At 39.3% G+C, this 21,914-nt stretch carries 18 protein-coding genes and 2 pseudogenes; 6 read left to right on the forward strand and 14 right to left on the reverse strand.

Going from position 1 to position 21,914, the window contains the following annotated elements:
- Positions 1–129 precede the first annotated feature (129 nt).
- The 3 genes and pseudogenes from V757_RS23125 (at position 130) to V757_RS23135 (ending at position 1,868) form a co-directional block, all read left to right on the forward strand.
- Positions 130–1,324, forward strand: a pseudogene (locus V757_RS23125) (acetylornithine transaminase).
- Positions 1,325–1,342: 18 nt separating this feature from the next.
- The gene (locus tag V757_RS23130) at positions 1,343–1,633 is read left to right on the forward strand and encodes a hypothetical protein (RefSeq protein ID WP_023951635.1); all 291 of its coding nucleotides are present in this window, start codon (positions 1,343–1,345) and stop codon (positions 1,631–1,633) included.
- Complete coding sequence (locus V757_RS23135) at positions 1,626–1,868, forward strand: hypothetical protein (protein WP_023951638.1); 243 nt, start codon at positions 1,626–1,628, stop codon at positions 1,866–1,868. The genes V757_RS23130 and V757_RS23135 overlap by 8 nt, the downstream gene beginning before the upstream one ends.
- Before the next feature lie 122 nt (positions 1,869–1,990).
- Here V757_RS23135 and V757_RS23140 read toward each other — a convergent pair whose 3' ends face one another.
- The 5 genes from V757_RS23140 to V757_RS23160 all read right to left on the reverse strand — a co-directional run bounded on the left by V757_RS23140 (position 1,991) and on the right by V757_RS23160 (position 8,620).
- A complete protein-coding gene (locus V757_RS23140) occupies positions 1,991–4,003 on the reverse strand; it encodes an acetyl/propionyl/methylcrotonyl-CoA carboxylase subunit alpha (RefSeq protein ID WP_023951639.1) in 2,013 nt (670 codons plus the stop codon).
- Positions 4,004–4,016: 13 nt separating this feature from the next.
- Positions 4,017–5,624: a carboxyl transferase domain-containing protein gene (locus V757_RS23145; RefSeq protein WP_023951642.1), complete on the reverse strand. Its 1,608-nt coding sequence runs from the start codon at positions 5,622–5,624 to the stop codon at positions 4,017–4,019.
- Positions 5,625–5,649: 25 nt separating this feature from the next.
- A complete protein-coding gene (locus V757_RS23150) occupies positions 5,650–6,831 on the reverse strand; it encodes an acetyl-CoA C-acyltransferase (RefSeq protein ID WP_023951644.1) in 1,182 nt (393 codons plus the stop codon).
- Positions 6,832–6,867: 36 nt separating this feature from the next.
- Entirely contained in the window at positions 6,868–8,046 is a 1,179-nt protein-coding gene (locus V757_RS23155) for an isovaleryl-CoA dehydrogenase (RefSeq protein WP_023951646.1), read from the reverse strand.
- 193 nt (positions 8,047–8,239) lie between these two features.
- Positions 8,240–8,620: a MerR family transcriptional regulator gene (locus V757_RS23160; protein WP_023951648.1), complete on the reverse strand. Its 381-nt coding sequence runs from the start codon at positions 8,618–8,620 to the stop codon at positions 8,240–8,242.
- An 84-nt stretch (positions 8,621–8,704) separates the two neighbouring features.
- Here V757_RS23160 and V757_RS23165 point away from each other — a divergent pair, with 84 nt between their 5' ends.
- On the forward strand, positions 8,705–9,769 hold the full coding sequence (locus V757_RS23165; RefSeq protein WP_023951650.1) for an MBL fold metallo-hydrolase: 1,065 nt from the start codon (positions 8,705–8,707) through the stop codon (positions 9,767–9,769).
- Positions 9,770–9,832: 63 nt separating this feature from the next.
- Here V757_RS23165 and V757_RS23170 read toward each other — a convergent pair whose 3' ends face one another.
- The gene (locus tag V757_RS23170) at positions 9,833–10,456 is read right to left on the reverse strand and encodes a LysE family translocator (protein ID WP_023951652.1); all 624 of its coding nucleotides are present in this window, start codon (positions 10,454–10,456) and stop codon (positions 9,833–9,835) included.
- A gap of 62 nt (positions 10,457–10,518) precedes the next feature.
- Here V757_RS23170 and metC point away from each other — a divergent pair, with 62 nt between their 5' ends.
- Entirely contained in the window at positions 10,519–11,715 is a 1,197-nt protein-coding gene (gene metC, locus V757_RS23175) for a cystathionine beta-lyase (protein ID WP_023951654.1), read from the forward strand.
- 147 nt (positions 11,716–11,862) lie between these two features.
- Here metC and V757_RS23180 read toward each other — a convergent pair whose 3' ends face one another.
- The 6 genes from V757_RS23180 to V757_RS23205 form a co-directional block, all read right to left on the reverse strand.
- Complete coding sequence (locus tag V757_RS23180; RefSeq protein ID WP_023951656.1) at positions 11,863–12,483, reverse strand: thiol:disulfide interchange protein DsbA/DsbL; 621 nt, start codon at positions 12,481–12,483, stop codon at positions 11,863–11,865.
- A gap of 130 nt (positions 12,484–12,613) precedes the next feature.
- Positions 12,614–12,934 carry an SPOR domain-containing protein gene (locus tag V757_RS23185; RefSeq protein ID WP_023951658.1) on the reverse strand — a complete coding sequence of 107 codons (321 nt, stop codon included), beginning with the start codon at positions 12,932–12,934 and terminating at the stop codon, positions 12,614–12,616.
- A 43-nt stretch (positions 12,935–12,977) separates the two neighbouring features.
- The gene (locus V757_RS23190) at positions 12,978–13,469 is read right to left on the reverse strand and encodes a hypothetical protein (protein ID WP_023951660.1); all 492 of its coding nucleotides are present in this window, start codon (positions 13,467–13,469) and stop codon (positions 12,978–12,980) included.
- An 8-nt stretch (positions 13,470–13,477) separates the two neighbouring features.
- A complete protein-coding gene (gene argS, locus V757_RS23195) occupies positions 13,478–15,160 on the reverse strand; it encodes an arginine--tRNA ligase (RefSeq protein WP_023951662.1) in 1,683 nt (560 codons plus the stop codon).
- 88 nt (positions 15,161–15,248) lie between these two features.
- Positions 15,249–16,694, reverse strand: a complete 1,446-nt coding sequence (locus V757_RS23200) for a phospholipase effector Tle1 domain-containing protein (protein ID WP_315970382.1) — start codon at positions 16,692–16,694, stop codon at positions 15,249–15,251.
- On the reverse strand, positions 16,690–18,726 hold the full coding sequence (locus V757_RS23205; protein ID WP_023951666.1) for a DUF6531 domain-containing protein: 2,037 nt from the start codon (positions 18,724–18,726) through the stop codon (positions 16,690–16,692). The genes V757_RS23200 and V757_RS23205 overlap by 5 nt, the downstream gene beginning before the upstream one ends.
- Before the next feature lie 101 nt (positions 18,727–18,827).
- On the opposite strand from V757_RS23205, the gene V757_RS23210 reads away from it, so the two are divergent.
- Positions 18,828–19,193: a DUF1840 domain-containing protein gene (locus V757_RS23210; RefSeq protein WP_023951668.1), complete on the forward strand. Its 366-nt coding sequence runs from the start codon at positions 18,828–18,830 to the stop codon at positions 19,191–19,193.
- 93 nt (positions 19,194–19,286) lie between these two features.
- Here the strand turns inward: V757_RS23210 and leuA are convergent.
- Together leuA and V757_RS23220 are read right to left on the reverse strand one after the other, a co-directional pair.
- A pseudogene (leuA, locus tag V757_RS23215) lies at positions 19,287–20,961 on the reverse strand (2-isopropylmalate synthase).
- A 319-nt stretch (positions 20,962–21,280) separates the two neighbouring features.
- Entirely contained in the window at positions 21,281–21,787 is a 507-nt protein-coding gene (locus tag V757_RS23220) for a hypothetical protein (protein ID WP_023951670.1), read from the reverse strand.
- Positions 21,788–21,914 lie beyond the last annotated feature (127 nt).

The following is a 21,914-nucleotide window of genomic DNA, read 5'->3' on the forward strand; positions in this document are numbered from 1 at the left end:
TAACGGGTACTATTGATAGGATAGAGTTTTTATAGATAGAAAACGCACAAATATTAGCTTAAGGCTTAAAACACTTTAAAATAAGTTATTCAATCATCATTAGCTACTTTCTTACGCTTAGGAGTTTTTATGTCATCATTTAATGTGCAATCAACAAAAGCCTTAATGGATATTACGGCTCGTCCAGAACTTGTCTTTGTTAAAGGCGAAGGATCATGGTTGGAAGATCATGCTGGTAAGCGTTATTTAGATGTGATTCAAGGCTGGGCAGTAAATTGTTTAGGGCATAATCCTAAGGTTATGCTTGATGCACTCAGTAAGCAAAGTCAGTTATTAATTAATCCATCTCCAGCTTTTTATAATCAACCTTCGCTTGATTTGGCAAATTGTCTTGTTAATTCAAGTGTTTTTAATCGAGTGTTTTTTGCCAATAGTGGGGCAGAAGCAAATGAGGGAGCGATTAAATTAGCCCGTAAATGGGGTCAAAAGAAACGCCAAGGGGCTTACAAAATTATCACGATGCAAAATAGTTTTCATGGACGTACTATTGCAACTATGTCAGCGTCAGGTAAAGAGGGGTGGGATAAAAAATTTCCACCACAAGTAGATGGATTCCCTAAGGCGATTATGAATGATTTGGACTCTGTTAAGGCTTTAATTGATGAGCAAACAGTTGCCGTGATGTTAGAGCCAGTACAAGGTGAAGGAGGCGTTATTCCTGCTACACCTGAGTTTATGCAGGGGTTACGTGCTTTAACCAAAGAAAAAGGTCTTTTACTGATTGTTGATGAGGTGCAAACAGGTTACGGGCGTTGTGGTACTTTATTTGCTCACCAACACTATGGAATCGCTCCAGATATTATGACCTTGGGTAAAGGGATTGGTGGAGGTGTACCGTTAGCAGCATTACTCTCAACAGAAGAAGTATCAGTATTTGAGTATGGTGATCAAGGGGGTACTTATAATGGTAATCCATTGATGACGGCTGTTGGTGTGGCGATATTTGATGCCTTAACTGCACCAGGCTTTTTAGTAGAGTGTTAATGCACGTGCAGAACAATTATCACAAGGCTTATTAACTCTTTCGGCTAAGTATGGGCTCAAAGGTGAACGAGGTTTAGGTTTATTACGTGCTTTAATACTTGATGGTGACTATGGCAATGATTTAGTACTAGCAGCACGTGAGAGAGCACCAGAAGGCTTATTATTAAATGCTCCACGAGCTAATTTACTACGCTTTATGCCTGCTCTAAATATCTCAGAAGATGATATGAATACTATGCTGGTATGGTTGGATGCACTAATTGCTGAAGTTCGTAAATAATTAAAGAGGTGAGCAGTAATGGCAGACACATTTTTTGAACATAGTGCAGATGATGATCAACAGGAGTTACTGTTGAGTTTAGTCGCTGCGAATAATCGTCTAACTATGCAGCTAAATGCTACTCAACACGTGTTGATGAGTTTGCTGCAAACAATTGAGAGTAAAGACGAGGTGAAGTACTATGTGGAGAAATGTGCTTCTGCTTATTTGGCTTATGCTCAGGACATAGACCAGGACACTGAATTAACAGACTACTATCAAGAAAGTATTGATGAGTATCTTGATATACTAGGAGATACGAATGACTAATATAACAGTGTCTTTTTCAGCCAATGGCTGGAGAAGGTTACCAGATGGTCGCTTAGAGCATATCAGTGGATTGATGTTCAAAAAAATTCTCAATGGTGATGTAGAAATTGTTAGTGAAACCTTAGGAACATTTATTCAAAACTTAAAAAAAGAAGGCGTGCAAGCAACACAAGCACAAAAACTATTAGCTAAACTAGCACAACAGGCTCAAGAGCATTTTTTAGGTTTAAATTAAAAGAGTTCTTGATGAAATATGATAGGCTATATTCTTAGGAAGATATCTAAAGAGAATGTTCCTAGCGAATTGGGTATAAAAAAGCCGAGAGTGATATCTCGGCTTTTTTGTATTTTAGGTGCTTATTCCCCGAGTTTAATCAACTCAGCACCTTCAGTGACTTGGTCACCTACAGCATAGAAAACTTCTTCTACTTTGCCATCCTTGGGTGCTGTAATGGTATGTTCCATTTTCATTGCTTCCATAACAAGCAATGCTTGACCAGCCTTGACTACATCTCCAGTATTAACGGCTAAAGAAATGATTTTACCGGGCATAGGTGCGACTAAGCCTCCGCTATGACCTTGATCATCGCCTGCATGGTGTAAGTCGTCAGGTAGGCGTAATGTAGTCACTTTCCCTTGGTCAAAGATATAAGCTTCTTCCTTATTGAGGACAACCACAGCACTAGAGTTAACTTGATCTAGGCTAATCTTAGTCAAGTAGCGACCATCTTCCTCTTTAACAGACCATGTAAATGATTGGTGTTGCTCGCCAATAGTCATTGTCCATTGTTTATTTTCTCGGCTTAGTTTAATCTCTCGTGTTTCTTCTCCGTCTATGAGATGGATGTTTTCAGCATACTGAGAGGCTATGCGCCATGCATCTGTTAAGTCCCAAGGATCAACAGATGCTTGCTGAGAGTGTGCTGTAGAGGAAACTTGTCCTCGTTTAGCTAAGAGTGCTGCGACTAAATGAGCAAGTTTATCGGTGCTAGCTGCCTGTATAGGAGGTAGTAACTGAGCTTGATTTTTCTCAATTAAGCCTGTATCTAGGTCAGCAGTGGTGAATGCATTATTACTATATAAACGACCTAAGAAATCAATATTTGTACTAACACCTACTACTTGTGTATTAGCTAAAGCTTGTTTCATTCTCGCAATAGCTTGTTCACGATTATTGCCCCATACAATCAATTTAGCAATCATTGGGTCATAGAAAGGAGAAATCGTATCACCTTGTCTTACTCCGCCATCAACACGAATATCTCCTAACTCAAATTTGACATGGTCAGGTAAGTGGAAATACTGTAATTGCCCGATTGATGGCAAGAAACCATTGTCAGGATTTTCTGCGTAAATGCGTGATTCAATGGCATGCCCTTTAATCGTTAGATCGTCTTGTTTTGCTGGTAAAGGTTCTCCTGCGGCAACACGTAGTTGCCACTCTACTAGGTCAAATCCAGTAATCATTTCTGTTACAGGGTGCTCTACTTGTAGTCGAGTATTCATTTCCATAAAATAGAAACGACCGTCAGGTTCAGCGATAAACTCTACTGTTCCTGCACCTACATAGCCAACAGCTTTGGCAGCAGCAACTGCAGCCTCACCCATTTCAGCACGACGTTCAGGTGTCATACCCGGAGCAGGTGCTTCTTCAATGACTTTTTGATGACGACGTTGCACAGAACAATCGCGTTCGAATAGATAAACAGTATTGCCTAAACTATCTGCAAAAACTTGAATTTCGATATGGCGAGGTTTACTAAGGTAGCGCTCAACTAGAACTTTATCGTCACCGAAGCTACTGATAGCTTCACGTTTGCATGAGCTGAGTGCTTCTTTAAAGTCAGCCTCAGATTGTACAATACGCATCCCCTTACCACCGCCACCAGCACTGGCTTTGATTAAGACAGGGTAACCAATTCGGTTAGCTTCTTGTTGGAGAAAATCAGGGTCTTGATTATCACCATGATAACCAGGAACTAGAGGAACACCAGCTTTTTCCATTAGGGCTTTGGCCGCTGATTTACTTCCCATCGCTGCAATCGATGAAGCTGGAGGGCCAATAAACACGATATTTTGACTAGCACAGGCATTAGCAAAAGATTCATTTTCTGATAGGAATCCGTAACCTGGGTGTATAGCTTGAGCGCCTGTTTTTTTGGCGGCCTCTAAAATCGCATCAGCTCGTAAATAACTTTGACGAGGCTCTGATCCTCCAATATAGACAGACTCATCACATGCGGCAACATGAGCTGAGTTGGCATCAGCATCGGAGTATACGGCCACTGTACGAATGCCCATTTTTCTGGCTGTAGACGCTACTCGGCAAGCAATTTCACCACGATTAGCAATAAGAATTTTTGTAAACATTACGTGGTCTCCTTTAGATACGGAATACACCGAATTTAGTATCTTCGATTGGGGCATTTAAGGCTGCTGATAGGCTTAAAGCGAGCACACGACGAGTATCGGCTGGTTGGATAATGCCATCATCCCATAGGCGCGCCGAAGCATAGTAAGGATGACCTTCAACCTCATATTTATCACGGATAGGTGCTTTAAATGCTTCTTCGTCTTCAGTAGACCATTGTTCGCCTTTGGCTTCAAATTGGTCTCGTTTAATCGTAGACAGAACGCTTGCTGCTTGTTCGCCACCCATAACTGAAATGCGGGCATTTGGCCACATATATAGCATTCTTGGACCGAATGCTCGACCACACATCCCATAGTTTCCTGCACCAAAAGAGCCGCCAATCAGAACGGTAAACTTAGGTACAGACGCCGTAGAAACAGCAGTTACCATTTTTGCACCATGACGTGCGATACCTTCATTTTCGTATTTACGACCAACCATAAAACCAGTAATGTTTTGTAAAAATACAAGAGGGATCTTTCGTTGGCAACATAATTCAATAAAGTGTGTACCTTTTTGGGCAGCTTCAGAGAATAAAATACCGTTATTAGCAATAATACCGACTGGCATACCGTGAATATGAGCAAAACCTGTAACAAGTGTGGTCCCGAAACGCGCTTTAAATTCTTCGAATTCAGAGCCATCTACAATACGAGCAATGACTTCGCGAACATCAAATGGTTTACGAGTATCTACAGGGATAATGCCATTGAGCTCCTCAGGATTATATAGAGGCTCTCGTACAGGAATTACTCTGAGAGGATTATTTTTTTTAAGATTAAGACGTGCAACAGCTTCTCTTGCTAGTTCTAAGGCGTGTAAATCATTGTTGGCAAGATGGTCTGCAACACCTGATAAGCGCGTATGTACATCACCCCCACCAAGGTCCTCTGCGGTAACAACTTCACCTGTTGCGGCTTTTACAAGAGGAGGTCCCCCTAAAAAGATAGTACCTTGATTTTTAACGATAATAGATTCATCACTCATGGCTGGAACATAAGCACCACCAGCCGTACATGACCCCATTACCACTGCAATTTGAGCAATTCCTAATGCTGACATTTGCGCTTGGTTAAAGAAAATACGCCCAAAGTGATCTCTATCGGGGAATACTTCATCTTGACGAGGAAGATTAGCACCACCAGAGTCAACTAAGTAAATACATGGTAAACGGTTTTGTTGAGCAATCTCTTGTGCTCGAAGGTGTTTTTTTACAGTCATTGGGTAATAAGTCCCACCTTTGACTGTAGGGTCGTTACATACAATCATGCATTCAACACCAGAAACACGACCTATACCAGTGATAATACCCGCACCGGGTGCCTCATTATCATACATTCCATGGGCAGCAAGAGGAGATAGCTCTAAAAAAGCACTACCAGGGTCAAGTAAACGTTCAACACGGTCACGAGGCAAGAGTTTGCCACGAGCAGTATGTTTATCACGAGATGCTTGGCTACCACCTAGAGATGTTTTGTGTAATTGTTGTTTGAGGTCATCAACTTGTGCCTGCATACTCGCTACATTTTCAAGAAATGTTTGCGAGCGAGTATTAATTTTTGACGTAATTACTGGCATAGGTCTTTCCTAGTTATTGAATGTTTTAGTACATTTCTACAGCAAGTGCAACGGCTTCACCACCACCAATACATAGTGAAGCAATGCCTTTTTTACCACTTGTTTTGCGTAATGCACCAATTAATGTTGTTAGGATACGAGCACCTGAGGCACCGATTGGATGACCTAATGCTGTAGCACCACCATGGATATTTACTTTGGCATGGTCAAGAGAAAGGTCTTTCATTGCTGCCATAGTCACAACAGCGAAGGCTTCGTTAATTTCGAATAAGTCAACATCGTTAAGTGCCCAACCTGCTTTATCGGCACATTTTTGAATAGCACCAACTGGAGCTGTTGTAAACCATTCTGGTTCGTGTGAGTGTTGAGTGTGGGCAACTACTTTGGCTAAAGGTTTAACACCTAATTTTTCAGCTGTAGAGGCACGCATTAATACTAAAGCAGAAGCACCGTCAGAAATTGAAGATGAGTTTGCTGCAGTGACTGAACCGTCTTTTTTGAAGGCAGGACGTAATGATGGGATTTTCTCTGGTTTTGCTTTTGTTGGTGCTTCGTCAGTATCTACAACGGTATCACCTGAACGACCACTGATTGTCACAGGAGCAATTTCCCATTTAAAACTACCATCAGCAATTGCTTGGTTAGCTCGGCGTAATGATTCAATAGCATATGCGTCTTGCTCTTCACGAGTAAATTTGTATTTATCTACACATTGTTCAGCAAATACACCCATTGCCGTGCCACGTTGGTAAGCATCTTCTAGACCGTCTAAAGCCATATGGTCATAAACAGTAGAATTGCCATAGCGATAACCTTGGCGACCTTTTAATAATAGGTAAGGGGCGTTTGACATGCTTTCTTGTCCACCTGCAACCACCACATCAGTGCTACCGGCAAGTAACATATCATGGGCTAACATCACGGCTTTTAAACCAGAACCACATACTTTATGGATAGTTAAAGAAGCAACGCTTTTGGGAAGACCAGCACCAAGAGTAGCCTGACGAGCAGGCGCCTGACCTTGACCTGCTTGTAAAACATTACCCATGATAACATCGTTAACATCTTCAGCTTTAAGACCTGCACGTTCCACAGCAGCTTTAATCGCAATGGCGCCTAATTCATGTGCTGCTAGACCCGACAAACTACCTAACATAGCTCCCATTGGAGTACGTACAGCGGATACGATTACGATTGGATCTGACATAGTAAATTCCTTTAAGTTTAAAATTAACGAGGAGAATTATTTGGTTTCGTTGAATAATTCACGACCAATAAGCATACGGCGGATTTCGCTAGTGCCGGCACCAATTTCATACAATTTCGCATCACGCCATAGACGTCCAACAGGGAATTCATTGATATAACCATTACCACCTAGAATTTGGATGCCTTCACCCGCCATCCAAGTCGCTTTTTCTGCACAATATAGAATCACGGCTGCACAATCTTTACGAACTTCGCGGACATGAGCTGCGCCAGCACGATCTAGGTTTTTCCCTACGGTATAGCAGAATGCACGACACGCTTGAAGCGCTGTATACATATCTGCTATCTTACCTTGAATTAACTGGAATTCGCCAATTGATTGACCAAATTGCTTGCGATCATGGATGTAAGGAACTGTTACGTCCATAACTGCTTGCATAATGCCTAATGGTCCACCAGATAAAACAGCGCGTTCGTAGTCAAGTCCACTCATTAATACCTTAACACCACCGTTTAATTCACCTAGAATATTTTCTTCAGGAACTTCACAATCTTGGAATACTAGCTCACCTGTATGGCTACCTCGCATACCCATTTTGTCTAGTTTTTGTGCAATTGAAAATCCTTTAAATCCTTTCTCAATAATAAAAGCAGTGATGCCTTTTGAATGGGCTTCTGGATTAGTTTTTGCATAGACGACTAACGTGTCAGCGTCAGGACCATTAGTAATCCACATTTTGCTGCCGTTCAAAATATATTTATCACCTTTTTTCTCTGCTCGAAGTTTCATGCTCACAACGTCAGAACCAGCACCTGGCTCTGACATGGCTAAAGCACCTATATGCTCACCAGAAACGAGTTTGGGTAAATATTTTTGCTTTTGAGCTTCTGTGCCATTACGGTGGAGTTGGTTAACACAAAGGTTAGAATGTGCCCCATAAGATAAACCTACTGAAGCACTTGCACGAGAAATTTCTTCCATGGCAATCATATGAGCTAGGTAGCCTAAATTAGTGCCACCATATTCTTCTGCAACCGTTAGACCTAAGAGTCCCATTTCACCAAATTTTTTCCATAAATCCATAGGGAATTGGTCAGAATGGTCAATCTCTTGAGCTCGAGGAGCAATTTCCGCCTGAGCAAATTGGTAAATAGCATCACGAAGGGTGTCTAAATCTTCACCTAAATCAAAGTTTAAACCGGGCAGAGTCATAGTATTCTCCTCAGAAAAATAGGGTATATCTGCAAATGATAAATATAGCAAATGAATATAACAGTATTGTAACGGTTAGTTTACGTTAACGTAAACCTAGGGTTTTCCTTAGTACTTATATATTTTTCCTTAAGCTTGCTTATGGAATAATGTGAATAATGTTGTTTGAACGAAATTAGCTAATGAAGATAATTTACGAATGATGCTGAAGCAGAGCGAAACACTGCTTTTCTTGGTAATCAATTTCCGCTAATGTTTGCTCTATATCCGCTTTTTGTTGGAGTAGTTGTGATTTGTGTTTTTGTAAGGCATCCAGATAGGTTTTTAATTGCGTATCGGTGCTACCAGGTCCGTCATACATATCAATGAGCGAGCAAATCTCACTCAAAGGAAACCCTAAACGTTTTCCTCTTAGGGCTAGCTTAAGTCTGGTGCGATCCCTATGAGTATAGATACGTTTTTGACCTTCTCGAATAGGATTAAGAATATGGTGGTCTTCATAAAAGCGCAGCGTACGAGGTGTCACACCAAATTCCTGCGCCAGTTCTGAAATGCTCCAAGTTTTGTTGCTCATAGTAGCCTATCGAAAATACTAGTTTACGTTTGCGTAAAGTTTCCATTATTATGGTCATATTGTCAATAGAGGATGTTAGTGATAATGAATCAGAATGAATTAAAACTTAGTTATCCATTCGATGGAATTGAACCTAGTCCAGGCAATGCATTTGAAATTTTGCCGGGGGTGAAATGGATTAAAATGCCACTCCCTTTTGCTTTAAACCATATTAATCTTTGGTTAGTCAAGGATGAGTTTCAAGGGAAAAAGGGTTGGGCCATAGTTGACTGTGGTATAGCCAAAGATCCTGTAAAGGAATTATGGGAAAAAATATTTGAGCAAGAACTAGAAGGCTTGCCTGTCACACGAGTTATTGTGACTCATATGCACCCAGATCATGTTGGACTTGCTGGGTGGTTATGTGAGAAATGGCAAGTGCCTCTATTTATGAGCATGACGGATTATATGGTATCCAAGCTTTGGACGGCAAACTCAACAGCAGGTGCAGGGACTGGTGGAGAGATGGCTGTTGAGCATTTTGCTAGACATGGTCTTATAGATAAAGAGGCTCAGGAAAAAATTAGGCAGCGTGCAAATTATTACCCAGGATTAGTATCAAAACCGCCAAGCTCTTATTATCGGTTGATGGATGGTCAGCAGATTAAATTAGGTGATTTTGTATGGGAGTTGATTTCGGGTTATGGCCATGCACCAGAGCATATAGCGTTATTTTGTCCATCACTCAATTTATTGATTTCTGGTGATATGATCTTACCGAAAATATCTACTAATGTGAGTGTATTTGATTATGAGCCTGAAGCAAATCCATTACCACTTTATTTGGAATCACTAAATAAATATGACCATATACCTGAAGATGTGTTGGTGTTGCCTTCACATGGTCGTCCCTTTAGAGGCATCCATGAGCGTATTCGTCAGCAACATGAGCATCATAAAGAGCGTTTGGAAGAGGTATGGAGTATGTGTGAGACACCTGCGACCGTCAGTGAAATCGTACCAAAAATGTTTAAACGTGAATTGGATTTACATCAATTGACATTTGCTATGGGTGAGGCGCTTGCTCATTTAAATGCACTTTATTTTGAAGGTAAATTAAAACGTTTGGTTGATGAACAAGGCATTTACAGATTCCAACAGATTAATTGACTTATTTTATCGTATGGGGAAATCAGATTTCTTATCTTGTAGTAATAGGAAATCTGATAATTATTAGAAAAATAACTTTATAGCTAATCCTACAAACACAATCACGGTAACAATATTTAATATATATTGTGCTTTTGGTGATTGTTTAATGATGCGTCCAAACGTGCCACTGAAGTAAGCAATCGTATTAAATGTAATAAAGGTTGCTAACATAAAGAGGGCACTTAGTGATATTAATTGTTGAGTAGCAGTAATACTGGATGAATATAGGAATTGGGGTAAAAAAGCTAAGAAAAATAGGGTTACTTTGGGATTAGTCACATTCATCAAAATACCACGACGATAATATTGCCCATAAGACAGTGGAGAATTTGTTTTCTGGGATGAACTATCTAGTGTCATCGGTTTAGATTTTGCTGTTAAATAAGCAAGGTACAACAGATAGGTTGCACCAATAATTTTTAGTATTAAAAAGGCTGTTGGAGAAGTTTTAATAAGTGTAGCAACACCAAAAGTCACTAATAATGTGTGAAAGATTAACCCAGTACATAAGCCTAGGATAATAAAAAACCCCACTTTAGCACCATACAGAGCACTTTGTAATAATACAAAAATATTGTCTGGGCCGGGAGAAAGAGCCAGCAATATGCTGACACCGAAAAAGCTTATAAGAATATCTAAAGGCATAAAAACTCTTTTGCTAGTATACTGAGTAGTGTTACTGTTTTGATTAAATTAAGCAAATAATTATGTCTAAATCCTTATTCACCAAACTTTCTCATCTTGGTACCGCCCCTTGTGATGAACAACATCCTCGTGCTCCAGTTGCATTACCTGCTATTAGAACGAGCACAGTTCGGTTCAATACCATTCATGACTTATATGATACATATAAACGCCAATCTAGTGGTGAAAGAATTGTAGGATATGGACGAATGGGGATGGATACCCATGCTGCATTCGAAGAAATTATGTGCGAGCTTGAGGGAGGACAAAGAGCCTTTTTAGCGCCCTCAGGGTTAAATGCGATTGCAATGGTACTGTTAAGTTTCTTAAGTGCTGGCGATCATATGCTAGTTGCTGATTGTGTGTATGGACCAGTTCGTCAAATGGATAAAACCGTTTTACAACGGATGAATATTGAAAGCACTTTTTGCTCTATGCGTAATGCTGATGAAATAGAAGCTCAAATCAAGCCTAATACCAAAGTATTGTATATCGAGTCACCCGGATCGTTATTGTTTGAAATGTTAGATTTACCATCTATTGCAGCTATTGCTAAAAAACATAATATTTTGCTAGTTACGGATAATACATGGGGATCAGGAATTGCTTATCGTCCTTTAGAGCTTGGAGCTGATATTTCAGTGGTTGCTGTCACCAAATATATTGGTGGACATTCAGATTTATTAATGGGTGCTGTAGTTGCCAAGGATGAGAAAGTTATTAAAACATTAGATATTAATCAATATGCTTTAGGTTTCTCAACCAGTGCAGATGATGTATGGTTAGCAATTAGAGGGGTGAGAACAATTGATGTTCGCATGAAACGTCATGCAGAAAATGCTTTAAAAGTATGTGAGTTTTTTGATCAACAGCCAGAAACCTTGCAAATTTTCCATCCGGCTTATGAGAAAGATAGTCATCATGCATTATGGAAAAGAGATGCCCTGGGGTCAAATGGCATGATGTCTGTTGCCTTGAATTTCACTCCCGAACAAACAAAGGTTTTTGTGGAGACACTAGAGTTATTTAGTATTGGTTATTCTTGGGGAGGATATGAAAGTCTGGTAGATATGGTTGATGTGAGTTTCCTTAAAAATCATGCCTACTGGAACGCTTCTTACCCTAGTCTGGTCAGATTACATATTGGTTTAGAGTCAGTGGAGGACTTGATTGCTGACTTATCACAAGCGTTAGATAAGGCTCGCCACCACAAGGTGTAAAAAATACAGTGTCAAAAATATAAGCTCCCTTTATCATTGAAATTGATAGAAAGGGAGCTTATTTGTATGTACAGAATTAAAGTGAAGGTGAAGGCTAGTCGTTTTGCTAGAGAGCCTTCCACTATCTACAGTGCTTATGTTGAGGATTTATTTAGCTTCTTTTTCTACAAGTTGTTTGACTAAAACAATAGCACTTTCATAATCACCTGTCATACCAGGAGATGTTAGATATTTACCCGCTACAGCAAAAGATGGGGTGGCATCCACTTTGTATTGATCTGTCATTTCAGTTGCTCGGCGAACTTTGGTGTTTACCCCAAAAGAGTCATATGTTTCTTCAAATGTTTTTTTGTCAATACCTTGCGATACAGCCCAATCTACAATCACATCACGAGTAAATAAACGCTTTTTGTCCTTATGTATAGCCTCAAATACTTTGGGATGTAAGTCTTTGCGATCAAGTGCCATTAGGGTATAGAACAAACGTTGCATCGGTTCCATAGAGGCATTAAAAGCAACAGGTACTGGCAATAATTCAGCGGATGCAGGTAACTCCTTGCTTAAGTTTTCAACCATTGGTTCCATAGCCGCACAGTGGGAACATGCATAGGAAAAAAACTCTAATACTTCTGTTTTTGCTGGTGTTTGAGAAGCAAAAGCTGGATTAAATGTAATGTATTTTTCTTGAGCCTGTGCTGTAGAAAATGTAGATAAAGCGACAAAACCAAGAGCTGGGATTAAAGTCTTTAGGGTTTTTAGGGTTAACATCTTTTATCCTTAGGAAATTTTTTATTGATTCCTCTATGATGACATAAAAAATTATCCCTGTAATGCAACCTACATCACAGGGATATGTTTTGTATTTCAAATTGTTACGGATGAAAAGGCTTGTTGGGTTTTAGCGAATAAGCGTTGAATTAATATTTTTAGATTTCAATAAATTTTGCATTTTTTTAAGCTCACTTTCACTAGTGAAAGGCCCAATTCTTACTCTAGTAAACTCGGTATTATTAATAGTTGTTTGGCTGATAGTTACATTGGAAATGCCGTGCATTAATAGCTCAGCACGTTTTGCATCAGCCTCATTAGCATCTTTAAAGGAACCAATTTGTAAGAATGTCGCTGATGGTTTTTTATTGATTTCTGTGGTTGCCTGCGAAGTGATGGCTTGTGTTTTAGGTGCCGCTTTAGCAGTACTACTGCTTTGCGAGTTATTCATTGATTGAATTAAATTACCGATAGCATCATCTTTTTTGGGGTGCTCAGGTTTTGTGTTTGGTGTGACTGTAGTTTTTAGGTTCAGCTGTTTTTTGAGGCTGAGTAGGCTCCTTGGGCACAACTGGAGTGGTTGGTTCCGTAGTGGGTTTTGTACCAGTTGACTGAGCAATACTTTGAGGAATTTCCTCTGTTCTTAAAGGTATGTTTGAGCTAGTTTGACTCGTTGTGTTATTTATAGGTTGAGTGGGTTGAGCCGGTTGATTTTGGAGAGTGGATACACTAGGTTTTTGCTCAGTGACAATAACTTTTGGTGGTGTTTTTTCCACGGAGGTTGCTGCAGGACTAGTTAGCTTTTGAGCAGGCTCTTGTGGTGGTGTGGTTGTATGGTTTTTTTCACGCAAATAGTATGCGAGAGCAGCAGCAAGCCCCAACCCCATTACAATACCAAAAATGATATAGCCGAATGGGGTTGTAGCTGATTGAGAATTTGTCTTGGTTGAGCGTCGAGTAGCTGGTTTACGTTTTGTTGTTGCCATAAGTTTTACTACATTTGTTCGGGTGCAGAAACACCTAATAAATCCAGTGCATTAACAATCACTTGTCTAGTGCTGTCAGCCAAGGCTAGGCGAGCTAATTTTAATGCTTCATCGTCAATCATAATACGTTCAGCGTTATACCAAGAGTGGAAGTCTTTAGCTAAGTCCAGAACCCAGAAAGCAATATAGTGAGGTGCTAAATCTTTTGCTGCTAACTGAATCATACTTGGTAGTTCAGCAAGACGCTTTAACAGCGTAATTTCACTTGGAGCCGTTAATAAACTAATGTCTGCTTGCTCCACTTGATGTGCTAATTCTGCGGCATCACGCAGTATTTTACAGATACGAGCATGAGCATATTGCACATAATAAACAGGGTTTTCTTCGCCTTTTGATAGAGCTAAGTCAATATCAAACGTAAACTCTGTATCGGCTTTACGTTGGATAAGGAAAAAACGGGTGGCATCTTGTCCTACCCAGTCAATCAAGTCACGCATAGTTACATAAGAACCTGCACGCTTAGAAATTTTGACTTCTTCGCCATTACGAGTTACTCGGACCATTTTATGTAAGACATAAGAGGGGAAGTCTTTTGGAATACCTAATTCTAAGCCCTGTAAACCGGCACGGACACGTGCGATAGTCCCATGGTGGTCGCTTCCTTGAATATCAATTGCATGTTTAAAACCACGGTTCCATTTGCTCAGGTGATAAGCCACATCAGGAACAAAATAGGTATAACTACCATCGGTTTTACGCATAACACGGTCTTTATCATCACCAGTACCTAATTCTGTCGTGCGTAACCAAAGGGCGCCATCTTCTTCGTAGGTGTGACCATTTTTAGTTAATAAAGATACAGCTTCTTCAACTTTACCATCTGTATAAAGAGAGCTTTCTAGATAATATTGGTCAAAAACGAGATTAAAGGCTTTAAGGTCTAAATCTTGTTCATTGCGTAAGTAGGCAACAGCAAAACGGCGAATATTCTCTAAATCATCAAGATTACCATTCGCTTGTACATTTTTACCATCGGCAAAAACTGTTTTTTGAGCAATAAAGTCATTTGCAATATCAACAATATAATCACCACGGTAACCATCAGCTGGGTATGAGGGGTCATCGGGATCTATTCCTTTGGCACGAGCTTGTACGCTAATGGCTAAATTGTTAATTTGATTACCAGCATCGTTATAGTAAAACTCACGGTGTACCTTATAACCTGCAGCAGAGAATAAACGACAGATACAATCACCTAATGCCGCTTGTCTTGCATGACCTACGTGTAATGGACCTGTAGGGTTTGCAGAAACAAACTCAACCATTAATGACTCACCATTACTTGGTGATTTAGCAAAATCTTTATTTGATTCTTGAATGTAATTAATTACTTCTTGGTGTACGGCAGGGGTGCATCGAAGGTTAATAAAACCTGGGCCAGCAATCTCAGCTGAAGCGAGAAGCTCTTTTGCCAAGGGATTGCTCATTAGTGTATCTACAATGTCTTGAGCTAGCTCTCTGGGATTACGTTTATTTGGCTTAGCTAATTGCATAGCAATATTGCTTGCGACATCCCCATGTTCTGCTTGTTTTGGACGTTCAAGTTTGATGACTGGCTCTTGTTCTGGTAGAAGAGTTTTTACAGCATCAGCTAATAGCTGACTGAGTTTATTCTGGAGCTCTGGGAGCATACGTTGATATTACCTATTAAGCCCTATCGTATATAGGGGGTTGTTTTTAAAAAGAAATAAGCTAAATAATACCATATTATTGGTCTTGCTAAGGGGAGCTTTTAATAGGAGCAGTCCAGTTTAGGGTGTTTTCTAACCAGGATAAATATTTCTGTGCATTGACAATGCCATAGATGCCAACACTACCCATATGTAATTCAGAATTTTTGGTGTCAATAAATTTAACTTCACCAGCGGTTAGATGTTTTTTTCGAACATCATCGCCAATATGTACCGTTGTACCTTGTTTTTCTTGGGTAGTAATTGATCCAGCCGTTTCTATATTTCTATCACGAGTTCGAATAGCTTGTGTTGAGCTTAATCCCCCAATATCTATACCTTTTTGACGAATTGGAGACTGTGTATAGTATTCGCCATAAGTGTTATGCATAAGGGCATTATGGATTTCATCTAATGGCATATTGTTTTTGTTTGTAATGGAAGAAAGAGGTTTTAAGTCAATGCCTAGATTTTTTGCTTGAGTGTATGTCCATGCAAGAGGAATATGACTTAGATCACCATAGAGTTTATTTTTATGAGGGTTTTTGGGGCTTGCTGCATCACCTTCAACATGAACACCTCCTGCTTCGGTATGACTACCTAAAAAACCTTGTTCAATGACATTTGTATTGTTATTGTTTTTTTCAGAGATTAGAGGAGCATAGCTAGTTAATGGTAATAGATAGCGGTATTCATTAAGTGCTACGGCATGGCTAATCAATTCCCATTCAGGAGCAGCTGTGTAGTTATAGTTAAAATTGCCAAGTCCATTGGCACCAAATTGAGCAACAGTATCAAATAGTCCAATAAAACGTAGATCTACACAGGTTTGTATATCTTGGATATATTCAAGTCCATTGACTTCATATTGTTGTCGGTAGTGAAAAAGTCCATTTTTCACTAAGCCTTTCACATAATTGGAAAATATCATGCCAATAGCGGCACCTCTTGAAAACCCCACAATATCAATTGGAATTGGGTCATCAAACTGCTGGTTTTTGCTACGCATATAGTTAATTAAATTCTGCTTATGTTCATCTAGAATTTTTTCTGTAGTCGTTGAAAATAATGCACCACCTACTTTGTCTAAAAAGCTTTCTCCAGGAATGCCTCCCGGACCTTCTTTATAAAACTTTGGGCCATTATAAAGTTGATAGAATTTCCATACATTGGTATTGGATGCAATACTATTAGTGGTGCCATCAAAGGCAAATAATAGCAATCCTAGTGGATCAATAAAATGGCGTGGTTGTTGTCTGACATAACCAAAAGGATCATTGGCATAAGTAGGACCCATGGGATCTGGCTCTAAATAGTGCCCAGCTTTGGGGTCATAGGTACGTAAATAATTATCGTGCCACCCTGTTTCTTGATCAAAATATTGCCCAGGCTGGCGAAGGTTAAAGACAATTTTGTTCACAAAAATTGTTGCTTCTCCAGTCGGTGAATAATGGGCTGCCCAAACTATGTGTTGCTGCTTGTCTGTGTAATTAATTCACTTGTCCAAGATGATCATTGTGCACATAAAACAGTTGCTGTGTACGTTTACCTTCTTTATCGATGACTGTATCTGTAAAAGCAACAAGCATTAGTCCTGAATAAATATAGTCTCTTTGTCGTGTGAGTGTGGAGCAAGGTTGCTTATTATGAGTAGAACAATGATTGATTTGTTTTTCGCTTACAAGTTTACCGCTAGCATAGCTAAATGTAGTCGTGGTATTTGATGTTTCTTTTTGAATACGACGCCCTAATTTATCATAGTCATAACGAGCATATAATTGATTATTTTTTGATACTTCACTAATACGCTTATGACTGCCATATCGTAGCTGCCAATCATTATAAACAAGTGGTAAACCCTGCTTATCTCGTATGATTACTGGCACTGTTGTTTGTTTATCAATCGCATAGGCATTATTTTGTCCAGACAGTGCCCACTGGTAATAGAAGTGCTGAGTAATGCCATTAATTGTTTGTTCACTAGCTACTAATCTATGTCTGTTGTCATATAGATAACTATTGTGAATAGTTTTTTTTAGCAGAGGAAAGTCAAAATCTTCTTTTAACAATAAACCCTCTTGACTATAGTGGCGTTGTTGCGACCATAAGTGTTGATTTTTTGAGGTATTACTCAATATCAATGTTTGCTGTAAATTATCTTTACTGTTATTTTGGTTTAAATTTAAATTATTTTTAAAGATAAGCGCTTTATCTTGGATTTCTAAATAGAGTGAAGCATCAGCAGTAGGTTTATCCGTTAATTCATAAGTATCAGGAAAGCGGATATTTTGTTTGTCTGTGTATTGACTATGCCATTTTTGAGGGATGCCATTTAAATCATAGTCTAGTTGAATAATTCCCCATAAAGGATGCTCAAAACGGATCTGTTGAACCTTGTTTTGGCGATTGCGTTGAATATGGTAGCCATTAATAAATGTCATAAATCCATCTTCATTATAGCTAGCTTTTGTACCAACTCTAGGGCATAGATAGCACCCATCACCAGTAACTTCTGTGAGTAAAAAATGCCCTTTTTTTATAATGCCTTTTATATGGGTTTGAAGACCTTGTTGGCTACGGACAATAGTATGAGATTCCTGATTATGCTGCTTTGCTAGTTTTGCATAATCAATAAAAAGAGCATCGTATCCAAGAGTGTGACTATAGTTGGCTAAACCCTCGGTATTGTATCGCCACTCATTGATACGAGTAGTTTTGTTAGTGGGTGTTGTGATGCTAATTCCTGTCAGTAAGTAAGGATTGCCCGCCTGTTTCTCGGGTTCATAAAGATACTGTTTTATCCATCCATCTGGGCGAGTGAGTTTAGTTAAACGATAATGTTGGTGACCTACAGGAATATCATAATCGTAGAAATAGCTGCCGATAGGGCTATCAATTTTTTGTAATACTACGCCTTGCGGTGTTCGATGATAATAATAACGCAGTGTTTCATCCCCTGAGCTTATGCTAGAGATTAGTGCGGGAGCATCCTTTTCTGCCCGTTGAATATAAATGGTTGGAAAGCCTGGAATAAAGACTTCTATAAGATAACCATTAGCATCAAAAGTACGTATAAGACCTTGGGGGGTAATCCATTTCCAATGTGTATTGTCATGTAATAAATACCCTTGATGGTGCTCAATAGCTTGTGCTTGTAATCCATCAGGAGGGTGAAACATTACTCGTTGCCCATCATCAAGAATAATTTGCCAGTTATGTTTGAATGGAAATAATTGTGTAGTGTAAGAGGATTGCCAACCAACACCCATGACGCTAGGAGTAGAGGAGAACGAATTATAGTAGCGAACAATTTCTAGTCCAGATAATCGCATCCATAAATCATCTTCTTGCTGAAATTTATTACCACTCATTAAATGAATAGGATTGCCTGCACCTAGATTGAGTGAGGGAGATCTTGAAGAACTAGAGCAAGGGTTACCGGTTTTGGCTGGTGTACAAGTTTGACCTTGGGCTTGCGTAGATAAAATAAAACAGCATAAACTGAATATCCATAGTAAATATTTCATTTGGCTATCCTGATAGGAATAAAGGTACAATGGAATTCTTACTCAATAGATTTTTATTGCCTATAGGTGATAAGGCTTTTTAACCATAAGGAGTATTACTTATGCTGATTACATTTTCTTCTCAATCAAGCGGTGATGTATTGATGTTAGACCAACATGCCTTGGTTGTATTAAATGCAATGGGACGTGGCTATGACAGTATGCCTAAAGAGGGAGTTATTACGCATCAGCAATTGGCTGATAGTATTGCCAGTCTTGAGGCAGCCATTTCTAAGAATAAGCAGGAAAACTCTCAAGATAGTTTCAAAGAAGAAGATGAAAGAGATGCCAGAGGCGATGAAAAAGTGCATCCAGTACAGGAAGCGGTAAGTCTTGCCCAGCGTGCTTTTCCATTGTTGTCTATGATGAAAGAAGCATTAAAGAATGAAAATGATCAAGTAGTTTGGCGATCAGGTAGTGCGTGGTAATTAGCACTCTTTATAACAAATGAGACATAAAAAAGCCTCTAATCCCATTCAATGGTTGATTAGAGGCTTACTACAGTTTTAAGAAGAAATGATTTATTTCTTCGTATTTAGATGACGATTGACGGCACTTAAAACAGCAGCAAAAGAGGCCGTAACAATATCTTTATGAATACCTACGCCGAACCCTGTTGGTGAGTCGTCTAAGCGTAATTCTACATAACATACGGCATTGGTATTTTCACCAGATCCTAATGCATGTTCATGATAATCCATAAAGCGAATAGGTAAGTTTAAGGCATTAATAAATGCGGAGATAGAGCCATCACCTTGTCCTTTGATAGATTTTACTTCATTACCATTTTTTAATTCTGCTTCGATAATGAACGTATTGCTACCATCTCCATTTGAAATAGTACTAATTCGATGATTTACTAAAGACCAAGGGGTGCTTTGTTCGAGATATTCTTTTTTGAATGATATCATAGACAGCATTTCCATTTACCTCTGTACCTGTCTCATCCGTTACACGTTGAATAGCACGACTAAATTCAATTTGTAGGCGACGAGGTAGATTTAAACCATGTTCATGCTCTAGGAGATAAGAAATTCCTCCTTTACCTGATTGACTATTGACACGAATAACTGCATCATAACTTCTACCTAAATCAGCAGGGTCGATTGGTAGATAAGGCACTTCCCATGGCGCATCTGGTTTTTGTTGTGCAAATCCTTTTTTAATGGCATCTTGGTGAGAGCCAGAGAAGGCTGTAAATACCAAATCACCTACGTACGGATGTCTTGGATGAACAGGTAATTGGTTACAATATTCTGCGGTTAAACGAACAGCATCAATATCAGAGAAATCTAATTCAGGGTTGATACCTTGAGTGTAAAGGTTCAATGCAAGAGTAACTAAATCTACATTACCAGTACGTTCACCACTGCCAAATAAACAACCTTCCACGCGGTCAGCACCTGCCATCATGGCTAATTCAGCCGCTGCGACTGCTGTTCCACGGTCATTGTGAGGGTGTACGCTGACAATGACATTTTTTCTATCGTTAATGTTGTTGCAGAAATATTCGATCTGGTCAGCGTAAATATTAGGCGTTGTAGACTCAATTGTTGCTGGCAAGTTGAAAATAATTTTGCGGTCAGGAGCTGTACCCCATTCTGCAGCGACAGCATTACATACAGAGACGGCAAAATCAGGCTCTGTGGTACTAAATACTTCTGGAGAATATTCGAAACGCCAGTTAACTTCTGGATATTTTGCCATTGCGGCTTTCACTAATTTAGTGCCTGCTACCGCAAAGTTGAGCACTTCTTCTTGGCTCATTTTAAAGACAATTTTGCGAAATGCAGGAGCAGTTGCGTTATACATATGAATCATGGCATTTTTAGTGCCAGCACAAGCTTCTGCGGTACGATTGATTAAATCTTCACGTGCCTGAGTTAACACAATGATTGTGACATCATTAGGAATAAGCTTGTCATCAATCAAGGTTCTTACAAAATCAAAATCCGTTTGTGATGCAGAAGGAAAGCCTACTTCAATTTCTTTAAAACCAATTTGTACTAGATGTTTGAAAAAACGTAATTTACGTTCAACACTCATTGGTTCAATAAGGGATTGATTACCATCTCGTAAATCAGTGCTCATCCATATAGGAGGCTTTGAAATGGTATTGTTTGGCCATGTACGCTCAGTAAATGGACGATTAAAAGGTTTGAATGGTATATATTTTGACGCTGGGTTAGAAAGCATTTTTGCACCTATCTAATTTCTATATTCCCAGTGTACAAGGGTACTGCCGATACACACACTGGGATTTTTAATAATAAAAACTTAAATCCTGAGTGGCTGATAAAGGCTGCGGAGCACCACTGAAGCTCAAGGCTCAGCAACCGATCACTAAATCGAGCAGTAACAGAGAAGAATATGCACGAGTTGTGTCCTCACTTGCAACGAAGTGATTTTGCAAAGAAGAATGTTGAGGAATTTGCATATTCATAGTGTCTCTATTATCAACTTAAATTAAGAAAAAAATCAAGTAGTAGACCAAAAATTCAAAAAACTGTTGTTTTTAGTGAGTAGGGGAATCTTCTTTAGTCAGGTTTAAATCGATATTACCGAGAACATGCTCTACTTTTTCAAGCTCACGTTGGTTGTCTTTCTCTGCTTGCGTTGGAAGCATTGAATATCCGAGTAATTCACGTTGTCGGTTGATTTGAGCGAGGCGACTAATGCGATCGTGACGTAATTGATTACGTGTGTCATATAGGTTCTGAATGGTGATAGGTTCGCGTTGATCGTTCCAAACCCATAGCAAAACGTGCTGTGCATTTTTGGAAAGCTTCGGTATTAATTCCTCCATAACTTCTTGGTTAGGTACAATATGACTCGCCTTTTTGAGGCTTGAGCTAATCCACCCAGAAAGAATGAAATAAAGTAATACAGACCCAAATAGTACTAATCCCCACCAAATATATTTATTGATACTATTGAGATAGTCAACAATTTGGTTACTATAACTTGCTAAGAAAGCATAGTCTTGTTTAGCGCCAAATGCTAAAATCCATTGTGCAACCATAATCCATAGGATTACACAAATCAGTACCACCACAAGAGCGAAGAACTAAGCGTGGAAGGGCGAGCCGAAATAAGGTTTTATTTAGAAGTGAAATGTCTAATTTTTTTGAAGCTGATGGTGTCATAAG

Origin of the sequence: Pelistega indica, assembly GCF_000506865.1 — a bacterium.
Lineage (GTDB): Bacteria > Pseudomonadota > Gammaproteobacteria > Burkholderiales > Burkholderiaceae_B > Taylorella > Taylorella indica.

Excerpts from the sequence above, each read along its gene's own strand:
- V757_RS23130 (WP_023951635.1), top strand. The coding sequence starts at position 1,343 with ATGGCAGACACATTTTTTGAACATAGTGCAGATGATGATCAACAGGAG.
- V757_RS23135 (WP_023951638.1), top strand. The coding sequence starts at position 1,626 with ATGACTAATATAACAGTGTCTTTTTCAGCCAATGGCTGGAGAAGGTTA.
- V757_RS23140 (WP_023951639.1), bottom strand. The coding sequence starts at position 4,003 with ATGTTTACAAAAATTCTTATTGCTAATCGTGGTGAAATTGCTTGCCGA.
- V757_RS23145 (WP_023951642.1), bottom strand. The coding sequence starts at position 5,624 with ATGCCAGTAATTACGTCAAAAATTAATACTCGCTCGCAAACATTTCTT.
- V757_RS23150 (WP_023951644.1), bottom strand. The coding sequence starts at position 6,831 with ATGTCAGATCCAATCGTAATCGTATCCGCTGTACGTACTCCAATGGGA.
- V757_RS23155 (WP_023951646.1), bottom strand. The coding sequence starts at position 8,046 with ATGACTCTGCCCGGTTTAAACTTTGATTTAGGTGAAGATTTAGACACC.
- V757_RS23160 (WP_023951648.1), bottom strand. The coding sequence starts at position 8,620 with ATGAGCAACAAAACTTGGAGCATTTCAGAACTGGCGCAGGAATTTGGT.
- V757_RS23165 (WP_023951650.1), top strand. The coding sequence starts at position 8,705 with ATGAATCAGAATGAATTAAAACTTAGTTATCCATTCGATGGAATTGAA.
- V757_RS23170 (WP_023951652.1), bottom strand. The coding sequence starts at position 10,456 with ATGCCTTTAGATATTCTTATAAGCTTTTTCGGTGTCAGCATATTGCTG.
- metC (WP_023951654.1), top strand. The coding sequence starts at position 10,519 with ATGTCTAAATCCTTATTCACCAAACTTTCTCATCTTGGTACCGCCCCT.
- V757_RS23180 (WP_023951656.1), bottom strand. The coding sequence starts at position 12,483 with ATGTTAACCCTAAAAACCCTAAAGACTTTAATCCCAGCTCTTGGTTTT.
- V757_RS23185 (WP_023951658.1), bottom strand. The coding sequence starts at position 12,934 with ATGAATAACTCGCAAAGCAGTAGTACTGCTAAAGCGGCACCTAAAACA.
- V757_RS23190 (WP_023951660.1), bottom strand. The coding sequence starts at position 13,469 with ATGGCAACAACAAAACGTAAACCAGCTACTCGACGCTCAACCAAGACA.
- argS (WP_023951662.1), bottom strand. The coding sequence starts at position 15,160 with ATGCTCCCAGAGCTCCAGAATAAACTCAGTCAGCTATTAGCTGATGCT.
- V757_RS23205 (WP_023951666.1), bottom strand. The coding sequence starts at position 18,726 with ATGAAATATTTACTATGGATATTCAGTTTATGCTGTTTTATTTTATCT.
- V757_RS23210 (WP_023951668.1), top strand. The coding sequence starts at position 18,828 with ATGCTGATTACATTTTCTTCTCAATCAAGCGGTGATGTATTGATGTTA.
- V757_RS23220 (WP_023951670.1), bottom strand. The coding sequence starts at position 21,787 with ATGGTTGCACAATGGATTTTAGCATTTGGCGCTAAACAAGACTATGCT.